The 21,792-nt window shown below is 69.8% G+C and carries 16 protein-coding genes and 1 pseudogene; 14 read left to right on the plus strand and 3 right to left on the minus strand.

From position 1 onward, the window contains the following. Positions 1–10: 10 nt before the first annotated feature. The 14 genes and pseudogenes from PHA84_RS06735 to PHA84_RS06800 all read left to right on the plus strand — a co-directional run. Positions 11–562, plus strand: a pseudogene (locus PHA84_RS06735) (NuoB/complex I 20 kDa subunit family protein); the annotation flags it as partial. 380 nt (positions 563–942) lie between these two features. Beyond that, positions 943–1,635: an NADH-quinone oxidoreductase subunit C gene (locus PHA84_RS06740; RefSeq protein ID WP_270887529.1), complete on the plus strand. Its 693-nt coding sequence runs from the start codon at positions 943–945 to the stop codon at positions 1,633–1,635. After that, positions 1,635–2,990 (plus strand): NADH-quinone oxidoreductase subunit D, encoded by a 1,356-nt coding sequence (locus tag PHA84_RS06745; protein WP_270887335.1) that lies wholly within the window; start codon positions 1,635–1,637, stop codon positions 2,988–2,990. The genes PHA84_RS06740 and PHA84_RS06745 overlap by 1 nt, the downstream gene beginning before the upstream one ends. A gap of 124 nt (positions 2,991–3,114) precedes the next feature. Further along, entirely contained in the window at positions 3,115–4,032 is a 918-nt protein-coding gene (gene nuoE / locus PHA84_RS06750) for an NADH-quinone oxidoreductase subunit NuoE (RefSeq protein ID WP_270887336.1), read from the plus strand. A gap of 5 nt (positions 4,033–4,037) precedes the next feature. Continuing rightward, entirely contained in the window at positions 4,038–5,351 is a 1,314-nt protein-coding gene (nuoF, locus tag PHA84_RS06755; RefSeq protein WP_270887337.1) for an NADH-quinone oxidoreductase subunit NuoF, read from the plus strand. Next, complete coding sequence (locus PHA84_RS06760) at positions 5,348–7,885, plus strand: NADH-quinone oxidoreductase subunit G (protein ID WP_270887338.1); 2,538 nt, start codon at positions 5,348–5,350, stop codon at positions 7,883–7,885. Before nuoF ends, PHA84_RS06760 begins: the two co-directional genes overlap by 4 nt. A gap of 26 nt (positions 7,886–7,911) precedes the next feature. Continuing rightward, the gene (gene nuoH / locus PHA84_RS06765; protein WP_442952851.1) at positions 7,912–9,384 is read left to right on the plus strand and encodes an NADH-quinone oxidoreductase subunit NuoH; all 1,473 of its coding nucleotides are present in this window, start codon (positions 7,912–7,914) and stop codon (positions 9,382–9,384) included. Then, positions 9,377–10,087, plus strand: coding sequence for an NADH-quinone oxidoreductase subunit NuoI (gene nuoI, locus PHA84_RS06770; protein WP_270887339.1), 711 nt, complete (start codon positions 9,377–9,379; stop codon positions 10,085–10,087). The genes nuoH and nuoI overlap by 8 nt, the downstream gene beginning before the upstream one ends. A gap of 76 nt (positions 10,088–10,163) precedes the next feature. Then, on the plus strand, positions 10,164–10,934 hold the full coding sequence (locus PHA84_RS06775; protein ID WP_270887340.1) for an NADH-quinone oxidoreductase subunit J: 771 nt from the start codon (positions 10,164–10,166) through the stop codon (positions 10,932–10,934). Beyond that, positions 10,931–11,230 (plus strand): NADH-quinone oxidoreductase subunit NuoK, encoded by a 300-nt coding sequence (nuoK, locus tag PHA84_RS06780; protein WP_270887341.1) that lies wholly within the window; start codon positions 10,931–10,933, stop codon positions 11,228–11,230. Before PHA84_RS06775 ends, nuoK begins: the two co-directional genes overlap by 4 nt. A 13-nt stretch (positions 11,231–11,243) precedes the next feature. Then, positions 11,244–13,181: an NADH-quinone oxidoreductase subunit L gene (gene nuoL, locus PHA84_RS06785; protein ID WP_270887342.1), complete on the plus strand. Its 1,938-nt coding sequence runs from the start codon at positions 11,244–11,246 to the stop codon at positions 13,179–13,181. After that, positions 13,181–14,710: an NADH-quinone oxidoreductase subunit M gene (locus tag PHA84_RS06790; RefSeq protein WP_270887343.1), complete on the plus strand. Its 1,530-nt coding sequence runs from the start codon at positions 13,181–13,183 to the stop codon at positions 14,708–14,710. Before nuoL ends, PHA84_RS06790 begins: the two co-directional genes overlap by 1 nt. Continuing rightward, positions 14,710–16,311 carry an NADH-quinone oxidoreductase subunit NuoN gene (nuoN, locus tag PHA84_RS06795; protein WP_270887344.1) on the plus strand — a complete coding sequence of 534 codons (1,602 nt, stop codon included), beginning with the start codon at positions 14,710–14,712 and terminating at the stop codon, positions 16,309–16,311. The genes PHA84_RS06790 and nuoN overlap by 1 nt, the downstream gene beginning before the upstream one ends. Beyond that, positions 16,308–17,312: a polyprenyl synthetase family protein gene (locus tag PHA84_RS06800; RefSeq protein ID WP_270887345.1), complete on the plus strand. Its 1,005-nt coding sequence runs from the start codon at positions 16,308–16,310 to the stop codon at positions 17,310–17,312. Before nuoN ends, PHA84_RS06800 begins: the two co-directional genes overlap by 4 nt. A 252-nt stretch (positions 17,313–17,564) precedes the next feature. Here PHA84_RS06800 and rarD read toward each other — a convergent pair whose 3' ends face one another. The 3 genes from rarD to PHA84_RS06815 all read right to left on the minus strand — a co-directional run bounded on the left by rarD (position 17,565) and on the right by PHA84_RS06815 (position 21,709). Beyond that, positions 17,565–18,524 (minus strand): EamA family transporter RarD, encoded by a 960-nt coding sequence (gene rarD, locus PHA84_RS06805; protein WP_270887346.1) that lies wholly within the window; start codon positions 18,522–18,524, stop codon positions 17,565–17,567. 56 nt (positions 18,525–18,580) lie between these two features. Then, positions 18,581–19,678, minus strand: coding sequence for a 2-oxoacid:ferredoxin oxidoreductase subunit beta (locus PHA84_RS06810; protein WP_270887347.1), 1,098 nt, complete (start codon positions 19,676–19,678; stop codon positions 18,581–18,583). Positions 19,679–19,795: 117 nt separating this feature from the next. After that, positions 19,796–21,709, minus strand: coding sequence for a 2-oxoacid:acceptor oxidoreductase subunit alpha (locus tag PHA84_RS06815; protein ID WP_270887348.1), 1,914 nt, complete (start codon positions 21,707–21,709; stop codon positions 19,796–19,798). Positions 21,710–21,792: the final 83 nt, after the last annotated feature.

A 21,792-nucleotide genomic window follows, 5' to 3' on the forward strand; every position in this document is an offset into this window, starting at 1 on the left:
CGAGGACGACATGGGAATCGAAGAGAAGCTGCCCGCCGGTTTCCTGCTCTCCACGGTGGAGCAGGTGGCCGGCTACATGCGCAAGAGCTCGGTCTGGCCGGCCACCTTCGGTCTGGCCTGCTGCGCCATCGAGATGATGGCCGTCGGGACGCCCGACTACGACATCGCCCGGTTCGGGATGGAGCGGTTCTCCGCCACGCCCCGTCAGGCGGACCTGATGATCGTCGCGGGCCGGGTGAGCCAGAAGATGGCACCGGTCGTGCGTCAGGTCTACGACCAGATGCCCGAGCCCAAGTGGGTCATCGCGATGGGCGTCTGCGCGAGCTCCGGCGGCATGTTCAACAACTACGCCATCGTGCAGGGGGTGGACCACATCGTCCCCGTGGACGTCTACCTTCCCGGGTGCCCGCCGCGTCCGGAGATGCTGCTCAACGCCATTCTGACGCTGCACGAGCAGATCCAGAACAGCAAGCTGGGCGTCAACCGCGTCGCGGCCGCCCGGGCCGCCGAGGCTGCCGCCCTGGCCGCCACCCCCACCCACCAGATGACCGGACTGCTCGCTCAGGGTGCGGGTCCGGCGCCCGTCGCGGGTGGACCGGGCCAGGAGCTCGGCCACACGCATACCCAGCTACCCCGGCACGGCGACCGCCTGGCACACACCCACGACCATGCCGCCGGCCACGACCACGGCGTCCGGGGAGGTGTCGCGTGAGCGACGCGAAGGACTCCCCGGCGGTGGACCCGACGCAGGCCACGGCCAACAGCGACGTCGTGGGCGCCAAGGCGTCGAACGCAGCCGCCGACCACGGCGACGGCGCGAGTACGCCGGCCGCCGTAGCGGCCGCTCCGACGGCCACCACCCAGCCCGGAACGGTCCTGGACCGCGGGACGGGCACGGCGGCCGAGGGCGGCTACGACGCCGAGCCGGCGGACGAGGAGCGGCTGCCCGCAGCCCCCGGCACGGGTCCGGACCCCGTGGTCATCGACGAGCGTCGCGGCATGTTCGGCGCGGCCGACAGCGGGGACACGTCGGGCTATGGCGGCGTGGTCCGCAAGATCCTGTTCCCGGCGGCTTCGGTGCGCCCGTACGGGAGCTACTTCGACGACGTCGCCGACCAGCTCGAGCGCGCCCTGGTCGGCGGCACGGCGTCGTACGCTGAAGCCGTCGAACGGGTGGTCGTCGACCGTGGCGAGCTCACTCTGTTCGTACGCCGGGAGCACCTGCCGTCCGTCGCCCGCGCGCTGCGCGACCATCCCGCCCTTCGCTTCGAGCTCTGCACCGGTGTCTCCGGCGTGCACTACCCGCACCAGGAGGGCCGCGAGCTGCATGCGGTCTACCACTTCCTGTCGATCACCCACGGCGGGCGCCGGGTCCGGGTCGAGGTCACCGCGCCGGACGCCGACCCGCACATCCCGTCGATCGTCAGGACGTACCCGGCGACCGACTGGCACGAGCGGGAGACGTGGGACATGTTCGGGATCCAGTTCGACGGCCACCCGTCCCTGACCCGCATCCTCATGCCCGACGACTGGCCGGGCCACCCCCAGCGCAAGGACTACCCCCTCGGCGGCATCCCCGTCGAGTACAAGGGGGCCACCGTCCCGCCGCCGGACCAGCGGAGGTCTTACATCTGATGAGCACCACTCACGACAGCGACATCTACGCCACTTCCGGCGCCGACACGGCCGCCTCCGAGGGGGCGCACATCTTCAACGCGACGGGCGGCGACTGGGACCAGCTCGTGGACGAGGCGGCCGCCCTCCACGAGGAGCGCATCGTCGTCAACATGGGGCCCCAGCACCCCTCGACGCATGGGGTCCTGCGGCTCATCCTCGAGCTCGACGGCGAGACGGTGACCGAGACCCGCGCGGGGATCGGCTACCTGCACACGGGCATCGAGAAGAACATGGAGTACCGCACCTGGACCCAGGGCGTCACCTTCTGCACCCGGATGGACTACCTGACCCCGTTCTTCCAGGAGACCGTCTACTCCCTGTCGGTGGAGAAGCTGCTCGGCATCACCGAGCAGGTCCCGGAGCGAGCAAGCGTCATCCGGGTCCTGCTCATGGAGCTCAACCGGATCGCCTCGCACCTCGTCGCCCTGGCCACCGGTGGCATGGAGATGGGCGCCACCACCGTCATGACGGTCGGCTTCCGCGAACGTGAGCGCATCCTCGCCGTCTTCGAGATGATCACGGGGCTCCGGATGAACCACGGCTTCGTCCGGCCTGGTGGTGTCGCGCAGGACCTGCCCCCCGGCGCCATCGACAAGGTGCGCGACGCGATCCCGTCCGTGCGCAGGGGGCTCGGCGAGCTCGAGCTGCTCCTCAACGAGAACCCGATCCTCAAGGGCCGCACCACCGACGTCGGGTATCTCGACCTCGCGGGCTGCATGGCGCTGGGGATCACCGGTCCGATCCTGCGGTCCACCGGCCTGCCGCACGACCTGCGCAAGCTCGACCCCTACTGCGGCTACGAGACGTACGACTTCGACGTCATCACCCGCACCGAGGCCGACGCCTACGCCCGCCTGCGGATCCGCATCGACGAGATGTACGAGTCGCTCAAGATCGCGGAGCAGTGCATCGACCGGCTCCAGTCGACTCCCGGCCGCGTCATGGTCGCCGACCGGAAGATCGCCTGGCCCGCCCAGCTCGCCATCGGCGGCGACGGGATGGGGAACAGCCTGGACCACATCCGGGAGATCATGGGCACGTCCATGGAGTCGCTCATCCACCACTTCAAGCTGGTCACCGAGGGCTTCCGGGTGCCGCCGGGCCAGGTGTATGTCGCGGTCGAGAGCCCCAAGGGCGAGCTGGGCTGCCACGCCGTCTCCGACGGAGGCACGCGGCCCTACCGCGCACACTTCCGGGACCCCTCGTTCAACAACCTGCAGTCCGCTGCCGCAATGTGCGAAGGCAGCCAGATCGCCGACGTCATCGTCGCGGTGGCCTCGATCGACCCCGTGATGGGAGGCGTGGACCGATGACCGCCAGACGTCCGGAGCGCCGCGGCGAGCACGCCGCCGGCAGGACAGTATGGCCGGCTGCCAGGACAGCATGGCCGTCCAGCAGGGCGGCAGCGCCCGTCGCCGCACGAGAGGACGGTCGCTGATGGAGCACTACGGACTGCAGAGCGCGGCCGGGCACCTCACCGTTGCGCCGGAGTCCAAGGAGCCGTACGCGCCGGAGGTGCTGGCCCAGCTGCACGCCGACGCGGTGCAGGTGGTCGCCCGCTACCCGCAGGCCCGCTCGGCGCTGCTGCCGCTGCTGCATCTCGTACAGAGCGTGGACGGCTACGTCACCGGCCGCGGCATCGACTTCTGCGCCGAGGTCCTCGACCTCACCACGGCGGAAGTCTCCGGTGTGGCGACCTTCTACACGCAGTACAAGCGCCATCCCAACGGCGAGTACACGGTCGGGGTCTGCACCAACACCCTGTGCGCGATCATGGGTGGGGACCAGATCTGGGACGAGGTGTCCGAGTACCTCGGCATCGGCCACGACGAGACGACCGCCGACGGCAGGATCACCCTCGAGCGGGTCGAGTGCAACGCGGCCTGCGACTTCGCGCCGGTCGTCATGGCGAACTGGGAGTTCTTCGACAACCAGACCCCGGAGTCGACCAAGCGGCTCGTCGACGACCTGCGGGCCGGCAAGGCCGTGAAGCCGAGCCGCGGTCCCAACCGAGTCTGTACCTTCAAGCAGGTCTCCCGCGTGCTGGCCGGGTTCCACGACGGCCTCGCCGACGAGGGCGTCGGCGCCGGCCCGGCGTCGGTCGAGGGCCTGCGCCTGGCGCGGGAGAACGACTGGACCGCCCCCGACGGCGACGGGAACCGGCATACCTCTCAGCAGGACTCGACCACGACGCAGGCCTCCGCCGATGCGTCCGGTGCGCCGGGTCCGTCCGGCGCTGCGGGGGCGTCGGGCACCGGTCTCGCCGCCGGACGCAGCAGCTCCACCGACTCGCACGCGAACGACGCCGACGAGAAGCCGGGTGCACAGCCCGCTGCCGACGAGAAGGGGAAGTGACGCAGATGGCGACGACCCTCACCCCGATCCTCACCAAGTTCTGGGACGACCCGCAGTCCTGGACCCTGGCCACCTACGAGGACAACGAGGGCTACCAGGCGCTGAAGAAGGCGCTTGCCATGCAGCCCGCCGACCTCGTGCAGCTGACCAAGGACTCCGGTCTGCGGGGGCGCGGCGGCGCCGGCTTCCCGACCGGCATGAAGTGGGGCTTCCTGCCACCTCCGGACGGTGGTCCGCGCTACCTCGTGGTGAACGCCGACGAGTCGGAGCCGGGCACCTGCAAGGACATCCCGCTGATGATGGCGGCGCCGCAGTTCCTCATCGAGGGCGTGGTCATCACGTCCTTCGCCATCGGCTGCAACCACGCCTTCATCTACCTGCGCGGCGAGGTCGTGCACGTCTACCGGCGCCTGCTGCGCGCGGTGGAGGAGGCGTATGCCGCGGGCTACCTGGGCAAGGACATCCAGGGCTCGGGCTTCGACCTCGACATCACGGTCCATGCCGGTGCCGGTGCCTACATCTGCGGGGAGGAGACGGCGCTGCTGGACAGCCTCGAGGGCCGCCGTGGGCAGCCCCGGCTCAAGCCGCCGTTCCCCGCTGTCGCCGGTCTGTACGCCAGGCCGACGGTGGTCAACAACGTCGAGTCGATCGCCTCCGTGCCGCCGATCCTGCTGCACGGCCACGAGTGGTTCGCCGACATGGGCACCGAGAAGTCCCGCGGCTTCGGCATCTTCAGCCTCTCCGGCCATGTCAAGCGCCCGGGCCAGTACGAGGCCCCGCTGGGCATCACGCTGCGCGAGCTCCTGGACATGGCCGGTGGCATGCGGGACCCCAACCGCAAGCTGAAGTTCTGGACCCCCGGCGGCTCCTCGACACCGCTGTTCACCGAGGAGCACCTCGACGTGCCCCTCGACTTCGAGTCCGTCGCCGCGGCCGGCTCGATGCTGGGCACCCGCGCCCTGCAGATCTTCGACGACACGACGTGCGTGGTGCGGGCGGTCGACCGGTGGACGGAGTTCTACAAGCACGAGTCCTGCGGCAAGTGCACGCCGTGCCGCGAAGGCACCTGGTGGCTCAAGCAGATCCTCGGCCGGCTCGAGCACGGGCAGGGTGACGAGGAGGACCTCGACAAGCTCCTGGACATCTGCGACAACATCCTGGGCCGGAGCTTCTGCGCGCTGGGTGACGGTGCGACGAGCCCCATCACGAGCAGCATCCAGTACTTCCGGCAGGAGTTCCTGGACCACCTGACCCAGGGCGGCTGCCCGTTCGACCGCAGCGCCTCGACCCTTTTCGCCAAGGACCCGGTATCCGCATGACAGTCTCCTCCAGCACGACGACGAGCCCCAGCGCCGGCGGCAACTCCGTCAGCACCGGCGGGGACGCGACGCCGCCTCCCGCAGTCCAGCTGGTGAACCTCACGGTCGACGGCATCGACGTGGTCGTGCCCAAGAACACCCTGGTGATCCGCGCGGCCGAGCAGATCGGCATCGAGGTGCCCAGGTTCTGCGACCACCCGCTGCTCGAGCCGGTCGGTGCCTGCCGCCAGTGCCTCGTGGAGGTGGCCACGCCCGGACCGGACGGCTCGATGCGTCCCATGCCGAAGCCGCAGGCCTCGTGCACCATCACCGTGTCCGAGGGGATGCAGGTGAAGACGCAGCTCACCTCGCCGGTGGCCGACAAGGCCCAGCAGGGGGTCATGGAGCTCCTGCTCATCAACCACCCGCTCGACTGTCCCGTCTGCGACAAGGGTGGAGAGTGCCCGCTGCAGAACCAGGCGATGAGCAACGGTCGTACGGTCTCCCGGTTCGAGGACGTCAAGCGCACCTACCCCAAGCCGATCAACATCTCGTCCCAGGTCCTTCTCGACCGCGAGCGCTGTGTCCTCTGCGCCCGGTGCACGCGGTTCTCGGACCAGATCGCCGGCGACCCGTTCATCGCCCTCGTCGAGCGCGGCGCCCTGCAGCAGGTGGGGATCTACGAGGAGAAGCCCTTCCAGTCGTACTTCTCCGGGAACACCGTCCAGATCTGCCCGGTAGGCGCGCTCACCGGTGCGGCCTACCGCTTCCGGTCCCGGCCCTTCGACCTGGTGTCCACGAAGAGCGTCTGCGAGCACTGCGCGTCAGGGTGCGCCATCCGGACCGACCACCGTCGCGGCGTGGTCCTGCGCCGGATGGCCATCAACGACCCTGCGGTGAACGAGGAGTGGAACTGCGACAAGGGCCGCTGGGCCTTCCAGTACGCCATGGCCGGCGACCGGCTGGAGTTCCCGCTGGTCCGCGACGACAACGGTGAGCTGCAGGTCGCCTCGTGGCCGGAGGCGCTGGAGGCCGCCGCAGCAGGGCTGCGGGCCGCCAAGGGCGTCGGGGTCCTCGTGGGCGGGCGCGTGTCCGTGGAGGACGCCTACGCCTACAGCAAGTTCGCGCGCACGGTCGTCGCCACGAACGATGTCGACTTCAGGGCGAGGCCGCACTCGGCGGAGGAGGCGGACTTCCTCGCCTCCACGGTCGTGGCCACCGGTCCTGAAGGCGGTTCTGTCACGTACACGGACCTCGAGACCGCGAAGACCGTCATCCTCGTCGGCCTCGAGCCGGAGGAGGAGAGCCCGATCATCTTCCTGCGCCTGCGCAAGGCGTTCCGGAAGAACAAGACGACGGTGTACGCCGTCGCGCCATACCCCACGCGCGGCCTCGCCAAGCTGGGCGGCACCCTCGTGGCGGCTGCTCCCGGGACCGAGGCCGAGGTGCTCCGGGCGCTGGCCGACGGCGTCACGGGGGATGGCGCGGCCGCGCAGGCGGCGCAGGCACTCGAGACCGAAGGCGCCGTCATCCTGCTGGGCGAGCGGCTGGCCTCCGTGCCGGGCGCATTCTCGGCCGCGGCGGAGCTCGCCGCGTCCCACGGGGCGCGGCTGGCGTGGGTTCCACGCCGCGCCGGCGAGCGCGGTGCCCTCGAAGCCGGCGCGCTGCCCACCCTGCTCCCCGGCGGCCGGCCGGTCGCTGACCCGACGGCACGGCAGCAGGTCGCCGACGCCTGGGACGTCGTGGGCCTCCCCGACGTTCCCGGACGGGATGCTGCGGCCATCCTCGCTGCCGCCACCACCGGAGAGGTCGGTGCTCTGCTCGTCGGAGGCGTCGACGCGGGTGACCTCGGCGACCCGCACGCAGAGGAGGCGTTGGCGAAGACCTTCGTCGTCTCCCTGGAGCTGCGTCCGTCGTCGGTGACCGCAGTGGCCGACGTCGTGCTGCCGGTCGCCGCCCACGCGGAGAAGGCCGGCACCTTCGTCGACTGGGAGGGGCGCTCCCGCAACTTCGAGCTGGCCCTCGAGTCCGCGGCCCTCTCGGACTACCGCGTGCTCGACATGCTCGCCTCCGAGATGGGCGAGTTCCTCGGCGCCAGGACCCTGCGCGAGGTGCGCGCCGAGATGACGTCCCTCGGCGCCTGGACCGGACCGAGGCCCGCCGCGCCGACGGTGCCCACCGGTGAGGTGCCCACCGCCGGCGAAGGACGAGTGGTTCTCGCCTCGTGGCACCACCTGCTGGACCGTGGCTCCCTTCAGGACGGCGAGCCGTTCCTCGCGGGCACGGCTCCTCGGTCCGTGGCCCGGGTGTCGGCTGCGACCGCGGACGCCGTCGGCGTGACCGATGGCGACGCTGTCGAGGTGACGACTGACCTCGGCCGGACCGTGCTTCCCGTCGAGGTGACCCCGAACATGGTCGACCACGTCGTCTGGCTCCCGGCGAACTCTCCCGGAAGCGCCCTGCGACTCCCCGGCGGCTCGGTGGTCACCCTCGCCAGGTGGGAAGCCCGCACCGGACAGCACCCCGTCGCGTCGAACAGCGAGGTCCGACAGTGAGCACCGTGACGTATGCCGCGCAGGCCGTGAGCACGCTGCCGCACCTGCCCACAGGGCTGGTGTCGAGCGCGCCGTTCTCCGAGAACCCGGTCGCTGACTTCAGTGACACCCCGTGGTGGCTGCACCTGGTCAAGGCCCTGCTCGTGTTCGTGTTCCTGCTCGTGAACACGCTGGTCGTCATCTGGTTCGAGCGGCGCGTCATCGGGCGGATGCAGCAGCGACCGGGGCCCAACCGCACCGGTCCCTTCGGGCTGCTCCAGACCCTCGCCGACGGCGTCAAGCTCGCCCTCAAGGAGGACCTGACACCCAAGGCCGCCGACAAGGTGGTCTTCACCCTGGCTCCGGCCATCGCGGGGGCCATGGCGTTCGTCTCCTTCGCGATCATCCCGATGGGGCCGACGGTGTCGATGTTCGGTCACCGGACCCCCTTGCAGCTCACCGACATCCCCGTCGCCGTGCTGCTGGTCCTGGCCGTCGCCGGTGTCGGCGTCTACGGCATCGTCCTCGCCGGGTGGTCGTCCGGCTCGACCTACCCGCTGCTGGGTGGCCTGCGCTCGACCGCCCAGGTGATCTCCTACGAGATCGCCATGGGGCTCTCGCTCGTCGCCGTGTTCCTCTACAGCGGCTCGATGTCGACCTCGCAGATCGTCGCCTCCCAGCGGGACCTCTGGTACATCATCCCGGCGTTCTTCAGCTTCTTCGTCTACGTCATCACCATGGTGGGGGAGACGAACCGGCTGCCCTTCGACCTGGCGGAGGGGGAGGGCGAGCTGACCGGGGGGTTCCACACGGAGTACTCCTCGCTCAAGTTCGCGATGTTCTTCCTGGGCGAGTACGTCAACATGTTCACCGTCTCGGCCCTCGCCACGACGATGTTCCTCGGTGGCTGGCAGGCTCCTCCCGGCATCGCGGCGGTCAACCACGGCATGTTCAACCACGGCTGGTGGGGACTGCTCTGGTTCGTCATCAAGCTGTGGCTCTTCATGTTCTTCTTCGTCTGGCTGCGCGGCTCCCTTCCCCGCGTGCGCTACGACCAGTTCATGAGGTTCGGCTGGAAGTTCCTCATCCCCGTGACCCTCGCCTGGGTCGTCGTGGTGGCTTTCATCCGGGGCAGCCAGCTGGGGTTCTTCGGTGACGCGGCCCTGACCATCGGGAACCGGCGGTTCCCGGTGTTCAGCCTCGTCTTCGTCGTGCTGGTGTCGTTGGCGGCACTGCTGGCGGTGTGGCTCTTCGACAACAAGCGGATGGAGCGCGAGGCCAGCCGGACGGCGCCGCCCCCGGACGAGGTCGACCCCTTCGCGGGCGGGTACCCTGTGCCGCCGCTGCCCGGTCAGCGGCTGCGCGAGCCGAGCCTCGCCCTCGCCGACCGCGGCGCACGCGCGGACGGCGACCAGCGCGCCGAGCGCACGAACGACGGAACGACCGACGGCCGTCCGGCCGACGAGACGACCGACCGCACCAGCGAACGCGCAGCCGAGAAGGAGGCCACCCGTGGCTGACCGAGGAGCCCAGGAGCAGAAGAAGGGCGGGTTCTTCGCCGACCTCTTCGCGCCCGTCGGCGGGTTCGGCGTCACCTTCGCCACCATGTTCCGCAAGCTCGAGACCGAGGAGTACCCCGAGCAGAAGCGGCCCACGCAGCCCCGGTACCACGGTCGCCACCAGCTCAACCGGCACCCCGACGGGCTCGAGAAGTGCGTGGGCTGCGAGCTGTGCGCGTGGGCGTGTCCGGCGGACGCCATCCTCGTCGAGGGAGCGGCCAACGACGACACCGAGGGCGGCAACGGCCGGTTCTCACCGGGCGAGCGCTATGGCCGCGTCTACCAGATCAACTACCTGCGGTGCATCTTCTGCGGGCTGTGCATCGAGGCGTGCCCCACGCGTGCCCTGACCATGACGAACTTCTACGAGCTGGCCGACGACAACCGCGCCGACCTCATCTTCACCAAGGAGCAGCTGCTCGGCCCCCTCCAGGAGGGCATGCTGCCGCCGCCGCACCCGATGGTGGACGGGCTCGAGGAGCGCGACTACTACCAGGGCAAGGTCGCCAGGGCGACACCGGAGCAGGAGGCATGGGTGAAGGCCCCCCACGAGACCCAGGGGCAGGACGGCGGCACGCCCGGCGGTGACCCGGTGGAGGGCGTCGACACGCTCGACTCGCCTCGCCAGGCGACTCGCGACACCGCAGAGCCGGTACGCCGATGACTGTCCAGATGCGGCCAGGCTGGTCGTCCTTGCGGGACCCGCTCGTGGCTCGCCCGTGTCCTGAGGAGGTCCTCGCATGACCGGACTTGGAGAACAGATCCTGTTCTGGGTCCTCGCACCCATCAGCGTGCTCGCGGCGCTCGGCCTGCTGTTCGCGAAGAAGGCCGTCCACGCCGCCATCGCGATGGCTCTGGTGATGATCAACCTCGGGATCTTCTACCTCGCGCAGGAGGCGGACTTCCTGGGCATCATCCAGATCTTCGTCTACACCGGCGCAGTGATGATGCTGTTCCTCTTCGTGCTGATGCTCGTCGGCGTCGACTCCTCCGACTCTCTGGTGGAGACGCTCAAGGGACAACGCTGGGCCTCGCTCCTGCTCGGGTTCGGCCTTGCCGCACTGCTGTTCTCTGCCATCGGCCGCGTGCAGTTCGGCCCGATGAGGGGCCTGGCCGGCGTGAACAGGAGCACCGGAAACGTGTCCGGCGTCGCCGAGCTGATCTTCGGCAAGTACGTCTGGGCCTTCGAGGTGACCTCGGCGCTGCTGATCACCGCGGCTCTCGGCGCGATGGTGCTCGCCCACCGCGAGCGGCTCGGCGCCAAGCCGAGCCAGCGCCTCTGGGCCGAGCGGCGGGTCCGCGACAACGTCAACGTCGCAGGGCTCCCGGCCCCCGGCGTCTACGCCCGCAGCAACGCGGTCGACACCCCTGCGCTGCTACCCGACGGCACGCCCAGCCCGCTCTCGGTGTCCCGGGTGCTGACCGCCCGTGACCAGATCGCCACTCCGGTACGCCACCTCGAGCCCGAGCGCGACGTCGAGCAGGAGATCACTGAGGGACTTCAGCGATGAACCTCGTCAACTACATCTACCTCGCCACGCTGCTCTTCGCCATCGGCGGGTCGACGGTGTTGATGCGACGCAACGCCATCGTCGTGTTCATGGGTGTCGAGCTGATGCTCAACGCGACGAACCTGATGTTCGTCACCTTCGCGCGGATGCGCGGCAACCTCGACGGCCAGGTGATCGCCCTGTTCGTCATGGTCGTCGCCGCCGCGGAGGTGGTGGTCGGACTCGCGATCATCATCGCCATCTTCCGTGCCCGCCGTTCGGCCTCGGTCGACGATGCCAACCTCCTGAAGCTGTAGAAGGGTCCAGAAGGTGCACTCCCTCGCAACTCTCGCCACCGCCGAAGGCGCCGCCGCCGCGGCCACCGGCATCACGGCATACGCCTGGCTGCTGGTGGCCCTGCCACTCCTGGGCGCCGCCGTGCTGCTCTTCGGTGGCCGCGCCACGGACAAGTGGGGGCCGCTACTGGCTACCGGCCTGTCCTGGGCGGCCTTCGTCGTCGGCTTCCTCGTCTGGCTTGCGATGCTGGGTCGCGGCCACGACAGCCGCGCCGCGTCCCTGCACCTGTTCAGCTGGGTACCGGCAGGGTCCTTCAAGGTGGACGCCGGCATGCTGGTCGACCAGCTGTCCGTGACGTTCGTGCTGCTGGTGACGTTCGTCGGCTCGCTGATCCACGTCTACTCCTTGGGGTACATGGAGCACGACCCGGACAAGCGGCGCTTCTTCGCCTACCTGAACCTCTTCGTGGCCTCCATGCTCCTGCTGGTGCTGGCCGACTCGTACCTGCTGCTGTACGTCGGGTGGGAGGGGGTGGGCCTGGCGTCATACCTGCTGATCGGGTTCTGGAACTGGAACCCGGCGTATGCGACAGCGGCGAACAAGGCGTTCGTCGTCAACCGGGTCGGTGACTTCGGGCTGTCGATCGCCATCATGATCATGTTCGTGTCCTTCGGCCGCGTCGACTTCGCAGGCGTGTCGCAGGCGGCGGGCCACGCGCACGAGGGGGTGCTGACCGCCATCGGTCTGATGCTCCTGCTCGGTGCGTGCGGCAAGTCGGCGCAGTTCCCGCTGCAGAGCTGGCTCGGCGACGCCATGGCAGGCCCGACCCCGGTCTCGGCCCTGATCCACGCGGCGACCATGGTGACCGCCGGTGTCTACCTCGTCGTGCGCAGCAGCTTCATCTTCGACCACGCGCCCAGCGCTCAGCTGGCGGTCGTCATCGTGGGCGCCGTCACGCTGCTGTTCGGGGCGATCGTCGGCTGCGCCAAGGACGACATCAAGAAGGCGCTCGCCGCCTCCACGATGTCGCAGATCGGCTACATGATGCTGGCGGCCGGCCTCGGCCCGGTCGGCTACGCCTTCGCCATCTTCCACCTCCTGACCCACGGGTTCTTCAAGGCTGGCATGTTCCTCGGCGCCGGCTCCGTCATGCACGGCATGAACGACCAGGTCGACATGCGGCGCTTCGGCGGGCTGTCCGGAGCCATGAAGATCACCTGGGCGACGTTCGGGCTCGGCTGGCTGGCCATCCTCGGGGTACCCCCGTTCTCCGGCTTCTGGTCCAAGGACAAGATCATCGAGGCGGCCTTCGTCGGCGAGGGCTGGCGACCCTGGGTGTTCGGTGGCGCCGCGATGCTGGGTGCCGGCATCACCGCCTTCTACATGTCGCGCCTGTTCTTCATGACCTTCCACGGCAAGCGCCGCTGGAGCGACGACGTGCACCCGCACGAGTCTCCACTGACGATGACGGTCCCCATGATGGTGCTGGCGGTGGGGTCCGGCCTGCTCGGCCTCGTCCTGTCCCTCGGTGGGATGTTCACCACCTGGCTGGAGCCGGTGGTCGGCGCTCACGACGAGAACGAGCGCGCCGTGCTCTCGGTGCCGGCCATCACCGTGCTGACGCTTCTGCTCATCGCCGCGGGCGTCGCGATGGCCTGGCTGCGGTACTGGCGTGACGCGGTGCCGCAGGTGCAGCCGGTGGGGTCGATGCTCACCCGCGCAGCGCGCCGTGACCTCTACCAGGACGACGTGAACGAGGGGGTCTTCATGCGGCCCGGTGTCCACCTCACCCGTGCGCTGGTCTTCGCCGACAACCGCGGCGTCGACGGCGCGGTGGGAGGGCTCGCGGCCATGGTCGGGGGCACCTCCAGCAGGCTGCGCCGGCTCCAGAACGGCTTCGCACGCTCGTATGCCCTGACGATGCTCGCCGGTGTCGTCCTGATCTTCGGTGCTCTGTGGGTGATCCAGTGATGACCAACCTCCCCTGGCTGACCGTGGTCGGGCTCGTCCCGCTCGTCGGTGCCGCCGTCGTGGCGCTCCTGCCCACCGGGCTCACGGACCGGGCACGCCATGTGGCACTCGGCTTCTCGCTGGTGACGCTGGTGCTCGGCATCGCCGCCGCCCTCCAGTTCGACAGCGGCTCGAAGTCCCAGTTCCAGCTCACGGAACGGCACCAGTGGATCCCGCAGTTCGGCGTGTCCTATGCACTGGGGGTGGACGGGATCGCCCTCGTCATGATCCTCATGGCGCTGGTACTGACCCCGGTCTGCATCCTCGCCGCGTGGCATGACGTCCCCGAGGGCGGGTCGCGCGAGAAGAACTACTTCGCGCTCATGCTGGCCCTGGAGACCTTCATGGTGGGCGTGTTCGCCGCCACGGACGTCTTCCTCTTCTACGTCTTCTTCGAGGCGATGCTCATCCCGGTCTACTTCCTGATCGGCTCCTTCGGCGGCCCCCGCCGGCAGTACGCGGCGGTGAAGTTCCTCCTCTTCTCCCTGGCCGGTGGCCTGGTGATGCTCGTGGGGGTCATCGCCCTCTACCACTACGGCCCTGGTGGCGCCGACGGCTTCCTCGTCTCCAAGCTCACCGGGCTGCACCTAGGGACGACGGCCGAGCGGCTCATGTTCGTGGCGTTCTTCTTCGCCTTCGCCGTGAAGGCCCCGATGTGGCCCGTGCACACCTGGCTCCCCGACGCGGCCACCGAGGCCCGGCCCGCGACGGCCGTCCTGCTGGTCGGCGTGCTCGACAAGGTCGGCACCTTCGGGATGATCCGGTTCTGCCTCCAGCTCTTCCCTGAGGCCAGCAAGTGGGCCACGCCGGTCGTGCTGCTGCTCGCCGTCATCTCGATCCTGTACGGCGCGCTCCTCGCGATCGGCCAGACCGACCTCATGCGGCTGATCGCCTACACCTCGGTGAGCCACTTCGGCTTCATCGTCCTGGGTATCTTCGCCCTCACCACGACCGGTGGGGCCGGCTCCACGCTGTACATGCTCAACCACGGGTTCTCCACAGCCGCCCTCTTCCTCATCGGCGCGATGCTGGTGGCTCGCCGCGGGAGCAAGAGGATCCCGGACTTCGGCGGATGGCAGCGCGTCACGCCAGGCCTGGCGGGAGTGTTCCTCCTCGCGGGCCTGTCCGGCCTGGCCCTGCCGGGACTGAGCTCGTTCGTCTCCGAGTTCCTGGTGCTGGTCGGGACCTTCCAGCGGTACAAGCTGCCCGCCATCGTGGCGACCGTCGGCATCGTCCTGGCGGCGCTGTACATCCTGCTGATGTACAAGCGGATGATGACCGGCCCGCGGCCCGAGCTCGACGCGCCGGTGCTCGACATCACGCTGCGCGAGAAGCTCGTCGTGGCACCCCTCGTCGCGGCCTTCCTGGTGCTCGGGTTCTACCCGAAGCCCGCGCTGGACCTCCTCAACCCGGCCGTGTCCAAGACGTTGCAGTACGTGGGCGTCAGCGACCCCGCGCCCACCTCCGCTGCTGACGGGAGCACGAAGTGATGCCCGCCCTGACGGTCCTGTCCCCGTCCCTCGTACCGGCGGCTGCCTTCAAGGCTGCAGACGTGGACTACGGGGCCATCGCGCCCATCCTCGTCGTCATCGGCGGTGCACTCGTCGGCGTCCTCGTCGAGGCGTTCGCGCCCCGGCGGCTGCGGCACTCGATCCAGGTCGGGCTCTCTCTCGTCACCCTCGTCGCGGCCCTGGCCGTCCTCGTGCTGGTGTCCGCCAAGGAGACGCACCGTGGCGGCACGCTCGCCCAGGCCGTCATGATCGACGGACCGTCGCTGTTCCTGCAGGGCGCGATTCTCGCGATGTCCATCCTCGGCGTGCTCACCATGGCCGAGAAGTTCGGCGGGCAGGGCGCGGACGCGTTCACCCCCATGGGTGCGGCCATCCCCGGCTCGGCGCACGAGGCGGCCGCACTGCGGGCCGGCCTGGGGACGAGCGAGGTGTTCCCGCTGACGCTCTTCGCCGTGGTCGGCATGCTGCTGTTCCCCGCGGCAGGCGACCTCCTCACGATGTTCATCGCGCTCGAGGTCCTCTCGCTGCCCCTCTACCTCCTCTGCGGGCTCGCCCGTCGCCGCCGCCTGCTCTCGCAGGAGGCGTCGCTGAAGTACTTCCTGCTCGGTGCCTTCAGCTCGGCCTTCTTCCTCTTCGGCGCCGCCCTCCTGTACGGGTACGCGGGCTCGGTCTACCTCGCGGACATCGCCAAGGCCGTCACTTCGGCCTCCGGCTCCCTCGAGGGCCTGCTGCTGCCGGGAGTGGTGTTCGTCCTCGTCGGGCTGCTGTTCAAGGTGGGCGCCGTCCCGTTCCACTCGTGGACGCCCGACGTCTACCAGGGCGCTCCCACGCCCGTCACGGGCTTCATGGCCGCCTGCACCAAGGTCGCCGCGTTCGGGGCGATCCTGCGGCTGGTCTACGTGGGGGTGCAGGCCAGCCGCTGGGACTGGCGCGGAGGCGTCATCGCGGTGGCGGCTCTCACGATGGTCGTCGGAGCGGTGCTGTCCGTGACGCAGACGGACGTCAAGCGCCTGCTGGCGTACTCCTCCATCGCCCATGCGGGGTTCATCCTGGTCGCCGTGCTCGCGTTCGACCGGACAGGGGTGGCCGGCACGCTGTTCTACCTCGTCGCCTACGGCTTCATGACGATCGCGGCGTTCGCAGTGGTGTCCATGGTGCGCCAGAGCGGCTCGGAGGCCTCACACCTGTCCCAGTGGGCGGGCCTGGGCCGCCGTCATCCGGTGGTGGCGGGGGTCTTCGCCTTCCTCCTGCTCGCCTTCGCCGGCATACCGCTCACCTCGGGCTTCGCGGCGAAGTACGCGGCCTTCGCGCCCGCGGTGGCGACCGGCGGCAGGTCCGGGGTGGCCCTGGTCATCATCGGCGTGATCTGCAGCGTCATCACGGCCTTCGTCTACGTCCGCCTGATCGTGCTCATGTACTTCACCGAGCCACCGGTGGGCGAGGCGGTCGTGGCCGAGGTGGCGTCCCCCTTCACCACCCTCGCCATCACCATCGGCACGCTCGTGACGGTCGTGCTGGGCGTCCTGCCGTCACAGGTCCTCGACCTGGCGCAGCGCTCGTCGCAGTTCATGGTGAGATGACGCCGACGCCACCAGTCCTGGCGCTTCCGACCGTCTCCGACCAGCTCACCGCACGGCTGCAGGAAGGGCTGGAGCAGGTCGACGCCCTGCTCCGCCGGGAGATCGACCACGAGGACCCGTTCCTCGCCGAGGCGAACACCCACCTCATCGAGGCGGGAGGCAAGCGGTTCCGGCCGCTGCTGACGCTGCTCGCCGCGGAGCTGGGGACCGGCATCAACCCCGACGTCGTGGCCGCGGCGGCGGGCGTGGAGCTCACCCACGTGGCGTCGCTGTGCCATGACGACGTGATGGACGAGGCCGACGTGCGGCGGGGGGCTCCCAGCGCCAACGCCAAGTACGGGAACTCGACGGCCATCCTCGTCGGCGACATGCTCTTCGGCACGGCCTCCTCCATCATCGCCGACCTGGGAGCGGCCGCCGTGAAGATCCAGGCGCAGACGTTCGTCCGGCTGTGCGCCGGGCAGATCCGCGACGCGAGGCCGGCCGGTCCCGGGGACGACCCGGTGGACTACTACCTCGGCGTGCTGGCGGACAAGACGGGGGTGCTCATCGCCACCGCCGCCCGCTACGGGGCGATGTTCGCGGGGTGCAGCCCCGAGGTCGTGGAGACGTTGCGAGAATATGGCGAGCGGCTCGGCATGGCGTTCCAGCTGGCCGACGACCTCATCGACATCTCCTCCGAGCTCGAGGACACGGGGAAGCAGCCGGGGACGGACCTGCGAGAGGGCAAGCGGACCCTTCCGGTGCTCTACGTACTGGCCTCCCAGGATGCCGCCGACTCCCGGCTGCGGACCCTCCTGCTCGAGGGGGACCTGCGCCAGGACGCGCTCCTGTCGGAGGCGCTGGATCTCCTGCGGCGGCATCCGGCGATGGAGCAGGCGCGCCGGCGTACGCACGCGGTCGCCCAGCAGGCGCGGGACGCGCTGGACGCGCTCCCCGACAGCGAGGCGAAGGACGCGCTCCAGGCGCTGGCCACCAGTGTGGTCACCCGCGTCGGCTGATCCCGCCGCCGCACCTCAACCTCCGTCGCCGTCACGCGACGTCGCCGTGGGCCGCCGCGCGACGTCGTCCTCGGCCGCGGGCGACGTTCGTCTTGGGGGCGTGGCGCGACGTTGTCTGCGGCGTGCCGTGCCGGCACGTCTCTACGGGGCCGGGACGCGGGTTTTCGCAGACAAAGTCGGCGGGCTGGGGGTGAGGCGGCGAGGCGCGAGGGCGCGACCTGCGGGTCGCCCGCCAAGGGGCGGGCCGGTAGGTCAGGTCGCCAGCCGGTCGGGGGCCTGGGCAGGTTCGGGTGACTGCCGCGGGTCGTGGAGCTCGCGGGGCGCGCGCCTGGTGTAGCTGCGCAGGGAGTCCACGCTGAGGACGGCGAGCGCGACCCACACGATGGCGAACCCGACCCACCGCTGGGCCGACAGGTGCTCGTGCAGGAGCAGCACCCCGCACAGGAGCTGCAGGACGGGAGTGACGAACTGCAGGAGACCGACCGTCACGAGCGGCACCCGCCGGGCAGCCGCCGCGAAGAGCAGCAGGGGAGCCGCGGTGAAGATGCCCGCAAGCAGGAGCAGGGCCGTGTGCCACCCGCCGTCCCCGGTGAAGGTCGTCGTGCCGCGTAGCGTCAGGACGCTCAGGAGGACGACGGCGACGGGTGTGAGCACCAGCGTCTCCGCGGCCAGCGAGTGCAGGGCCGCAAGGGTTACCCCGATCTTCTTCTTGACCAGCCCGTAGCCCCCGAAGCTGCAGGCCAGCGACACAGCGATGAGCGGGACAGCTCCCGCGGCGACGCTGAGGTACACAGCGGCGAGCGCGCCGATCGCCACAGCGAGCCACTGCAGGGGGCGCAGCCGCTCACCTAGGACGAGCACGCCGAGGGCAACGGTGACGATGGGGTTGAGGAAGTAACCCAGGGCCGCCTCGGTCGTATGGCCGCCCAGAACGGCGGCGACGTAGACCACCCAGTTGGCCGCGATGAGCAGCGCGGCAGCGGTGACGCCGAGGCCGAGCCGAGGCCGCTGCCAGAGCTGCCGCGCCCAGCGCAGATCCTTTCGTACGACGAGGACCAGCGTGCACAGCACCGCTGTCCACAGGATCCGATGGCTGAGGATCTCCCACGCCCCCGCGGGACGCAGGGCCGCGAAGTACAGCGGGAAGGCACCCCAGATGCCGTACGCGACCAAGCCGTACGCGGCGCCGTGCCGCTGTTCGCCGTCGTCCACCTCAGCGGTCGTGCAGGTCGTGGGGCGAGAGCGTCACGCGAGCCGCCGTCGAAGGGTCACGCGACGGTCCAGGTGTCACGCCCGCGGATCAGCGCGTCGAGGTCGGCGTCCCCCGCGCGGCCACCAGCCGTGTCGATCGCTGCCTCCACCTGTGCCCGGACCAGGTCGTCGTACGTAGGCCGGTCCACGTTGCGGAAGATCCCCATGGGCACGTGCGTCATCTGTGGCGAGTCCAGGCGTGAGAGGGCGAACGCCTGCGTCGGGTCGTGCGCGGCGGCGTCGTGCACGACCACCTCACGTCCCTGCGCCTCTGCCTCCGGCACGAACTCCAGCGAGCCGCCCGCCGCACGGACGAGCACCTGCCGGGCGGCCTCGGGTCCGACCTGCACGGGGTGACCGTCGGCGAGGTGGACGATTCGCGCCTCCTGCTCCGTGCGGTCCTTGATCACGTCGAACGCGCCGTCGTTGAAGATCGGGCAGTTCTGGTAGATCTCGACGAGCGCGGTACCCCGGTGCTCGGCCGCCGCCCGCAGGATCTCGGTGAGGTGCTTGCGGTCGGAGTCCATGGTGCGAGCCACGAACGAGGCCTCGGCGCCCAGGGCGAGGGACACGGGGTTGAACGGGTGGTCGACCGAGCCCATCGGCGTGGACTTGGTGACCTTGCCCAGCTCTGAGGTGGGCGAGTACTGACCCTTGGTCAGCCCGTAGATCTGGTTGTTGAACAGGAGGATCTTCAGGTTGACGTTGCGGCGCAGGGCGTGGATCAGGTGGTTGCCGCCGATGGACAGCGCGTCGCCGTCGCCGGTAACCACCCACACGGACAGGTCCGGGCGGCTGGTGGCCAGCCCGGTCGCGATGGCCGGGGCACGACCGTGGATCGAGTGCATCCCGTAGGTGTCGAGGTAGTACGGGAAGCGCGAGGAGCAGCCGATGCCGGAGACGAAGACGATGTTCTCGCGCCTGAGGCCCAGCTCGGGCAGGAAACCCTGGACCGCGGCCAGGATGGCGTAGTCGCCGCAACCGGGGCACCAGCGCACCTCCTGGTCCGAGGTGAACTCGCGCTTGGTCTGACGGGCAGCGTCGTCCGGAAGCCGGGGGACGCCCGCGGTGCCCCGGGGGAGTCCGGTGGACGGCATACCGAGATCGGTGGTCATGCGAGGAGCTCCTGAGGACCCGAGAGACGAAGGAACGAGGCCCGCAAGGAGGACGAGCAGGGCCGGTTTGGCATGGTCATGCGCGGAGCTCCTGAGAACCAGAGTGAGTCAGTGTGGTCATGCGAGGCCTCGATGGGTGGCAACCGGACTGATGGAGTCGTCGTCGGCCCCCCGCGCCAGCGACATGATGGCGTCGGCCAGCTCGACCGTGGTGAACGGCAGGCCACGGACCTGCGTGAAGGAGTGGACGTCCACGAGGTAGCGCGCGCGCAGCAGCAACGCGAGCTGGCCCATGTTCATCTCCGGAACCAGCACGCGGTCGTACCGCCGCAGCACGTCACCGGTGTTCGCGGGGAAGGGGTTGAGGTGCCGCAGGTGCGCCCGCGCCACCGTGCCGCCGCTGTTGCGGACGCTGCGCACCGCGGCCGCGATGGGGCCGTAGGTCGATCCCCACCCGAGCACGAGCACCGACGCCTCGCCGCTGGGGTCGTCCACCTCCAAGGGCCCGATCGTGTCCGCGATGCGCTCCACCTTGGCGGCGCGCAGCCTCGTCATGAGGTCGTGGTTGTCCGGGTCGTACGAGATGTTGCCGGTGATGTTGGCCTTCTCGATGCCGCCGATGCGGTGCTCCAGGCCCGCCGTTCCGGGGACCGCCCACGGGCGCGCGAGCGTCGCCTCGTCCCGCAGGTACGGATGGAAGACGGCGCCGCCCTTGTCGTCGGTGGCGTTCGGCTCGGTGGCGAACTCGACGGTCAGGTCGGGAAGGTCTGCCACGCTGGGGATGGCCCACGGCTCCGAGCCGTTCGCAAGGTACCCGTCGCTCAGCAGGAAGACGGGCGTCCGGTACGTCGTGGCGATGCGCAGCGCTTCCAGGCCTGCGTCGAAGCAGTCGGCGGGCGACTGTGGCGCGACGATCGGCACGGGCGACTCGCCGTTGCGGCCGAACATCGCCTGCAGCAGGTCTGACTGCTCCGTCTTGGTCGGCAGCCCGGTCGAGGGACCACCGCGCTGCACGTCGACGATGATGAGCGGCAGCTCGAGGGAGACGGCGAGGCCGATGGTCTCGGACTTCAGCGCGACTCCGGGACCCGAGGTGGTCGTCACCCCGATGGCGCCGCCGAAGCTCGCTCCGAGCGCCGCGCCGATGCCGGCGATCTCGTCCTCCGCCTGCAGGGTCGTGACGCCGTACCGCTTGAGGCCCGACAGCGTGTGCAGGATGTCGGACGCCGGCGTGATCGGGTAGGACCCCAGCACCAGCGGGATCCCTGCGCGGTGGGCGGCTGTCACGAGGCCGAAGGCCAGCGCCACGTTGCCGGTGATGTTCCGGTAGGTGCCGGCGGGCATCGTCGCCGGTGCGATCTCGTACGAGACCGCGAAGTCCTCGGTCGTCTCGCCGTAGTTGAGGCCGGCCTTGAGGGCCGCCAGGTTGGCGGCGAGGATGTCCGGGCGGGCACCGAACTTCGTGGCGAGGAACGCCTCCGTCCCGGTCGTGGGTCGGTGGTACATCCACGAGAGCAGCCCGAGCGCGAACATGTTCTTTGCGCGCTCCTTGTCCTTGCGGGACAGGGAGTCGAACTTCGCGAGGGCCTCCACGGTGATCGAGGTGAGCGCGACGGAGTGCACGTGCCAGGAGTCGAGGGTGCCGTCCTCGAGGGGGTTCTCGGTGTAGCCGACCTTCGCGAGGTTGCGCTTGGAGAACTCGTCAGTGTTGGCGATGATCGTCGCGCCGCGGGGAAGGTCGCGCAGATTCGCCTTCAAGGCGGCGGGATTCATCGCCACGAGGACGTCCGGGGCGTCCCCTGGCGTCAGGACGTCGTGGTCGGCGAAGTGGAGCTGGAAGCTCGACACTCCGGGCAGGGTGCCCTGAGGAGCCCGGATCTCTGCGGGGAAGTTGGGCAGGGTCGACAGGTCGTTCCCGAGCGCAGCCGTCTCGGAGGTGAAGCGGTCACCTGTCAGCTGCATCCCGTCGCCCGAGTCTCCAGCGAACCTGATCACGACCCGATCGAGCTGCTGGACGGACTTGCTGCTCATCTGTGGTTCCGCCACCTGTTCTTGCTCTTGCGGCCCCGGCCTGCGGGGTTTCTTCCATGGTAGGCCGACCTGCAGGGCCACTT

The organism is Pedococcus sp. 5OH_020, assembly GCF_027812955.1.
GTDB lineage: Bacteria > Actinomycetota > Actinomycetes > Actinomycetales > Dermatophilaceae > Pedococcus.

Coding starts and splice junctions, on each gene's coding strand:
- PHA84_RS06745 (WP_270887335.1), top strand. CDS start 1,635: ATGAGCACCACTCACGACAGCGACATCTACGCCACTTCCGGCGCCGAC.
- nuoE (WP_270887336.1), top strand. CDS start 3,115: ATGGAGCACTACGGACTGCAGAGCGCGGCCGGGCACCTCACCGTTGCG.
- nuoF (WP_270887337.1), top strand. CDS start 4,038: ATGGCGACGACCCTCACCCCGATCCTCACCAAGTTCTGGGACGACCCG.
- PHA84_RS06760 (WP_270887338.1), top strand. CDS start 5,348: ATGACAGTCTCCTCCAGCACGACGACGAGCCCCAGCGCCGGCGGCAAC.
- PHA84_RS06775 (WP_270887340.1), top strand. CDS start 10,164: ATGACCGGACTTGGAGAACAGATCCTGTTCTGGGTCCTCGCACCCATC.
- nuoK (WP_270887341.1), top strand. CDS start 10,931: ATGAACCTCGTCAACTACATCTACCTCGCCACGCTGCTCTTCGCCATC.
- PHA84_RS06790 (WP_270887343.1), top strand. CDS start 13,181: ATGACCAACCTCCCCTGGCTGACCGTGGTCGGGCTCGTCCCGCTCGTC.
- nuoN (WP_270887344.1), top strand. CDS start 14,710: ATGCCCGCCCTGACGGTCCTGTCCCCGTCCCTCGTACCGGCGGCTGCC.
- PHA84_RS06800 (WP_270887345.1), top strand. CDS start 16,308: ATGACGCCGACGCCACCAGTCCTGGCGCTTCCGACCGTCTCCGACCAG.
- PHA84_RS06810 (WP_270887347.1), bottom strand. CDS start 19,678: ATGACCACCGATCTCGGTATGCCGTCCACCGGACTCCCCCGGGGCACC.
- PHA84_RS06815 (WP_270887348.1), bottom strand. CDS start 21,709: ATGAGCAGCAAGTCCGTCCAGCAGCTCGATCGGGTCGTGATCAGGTTC.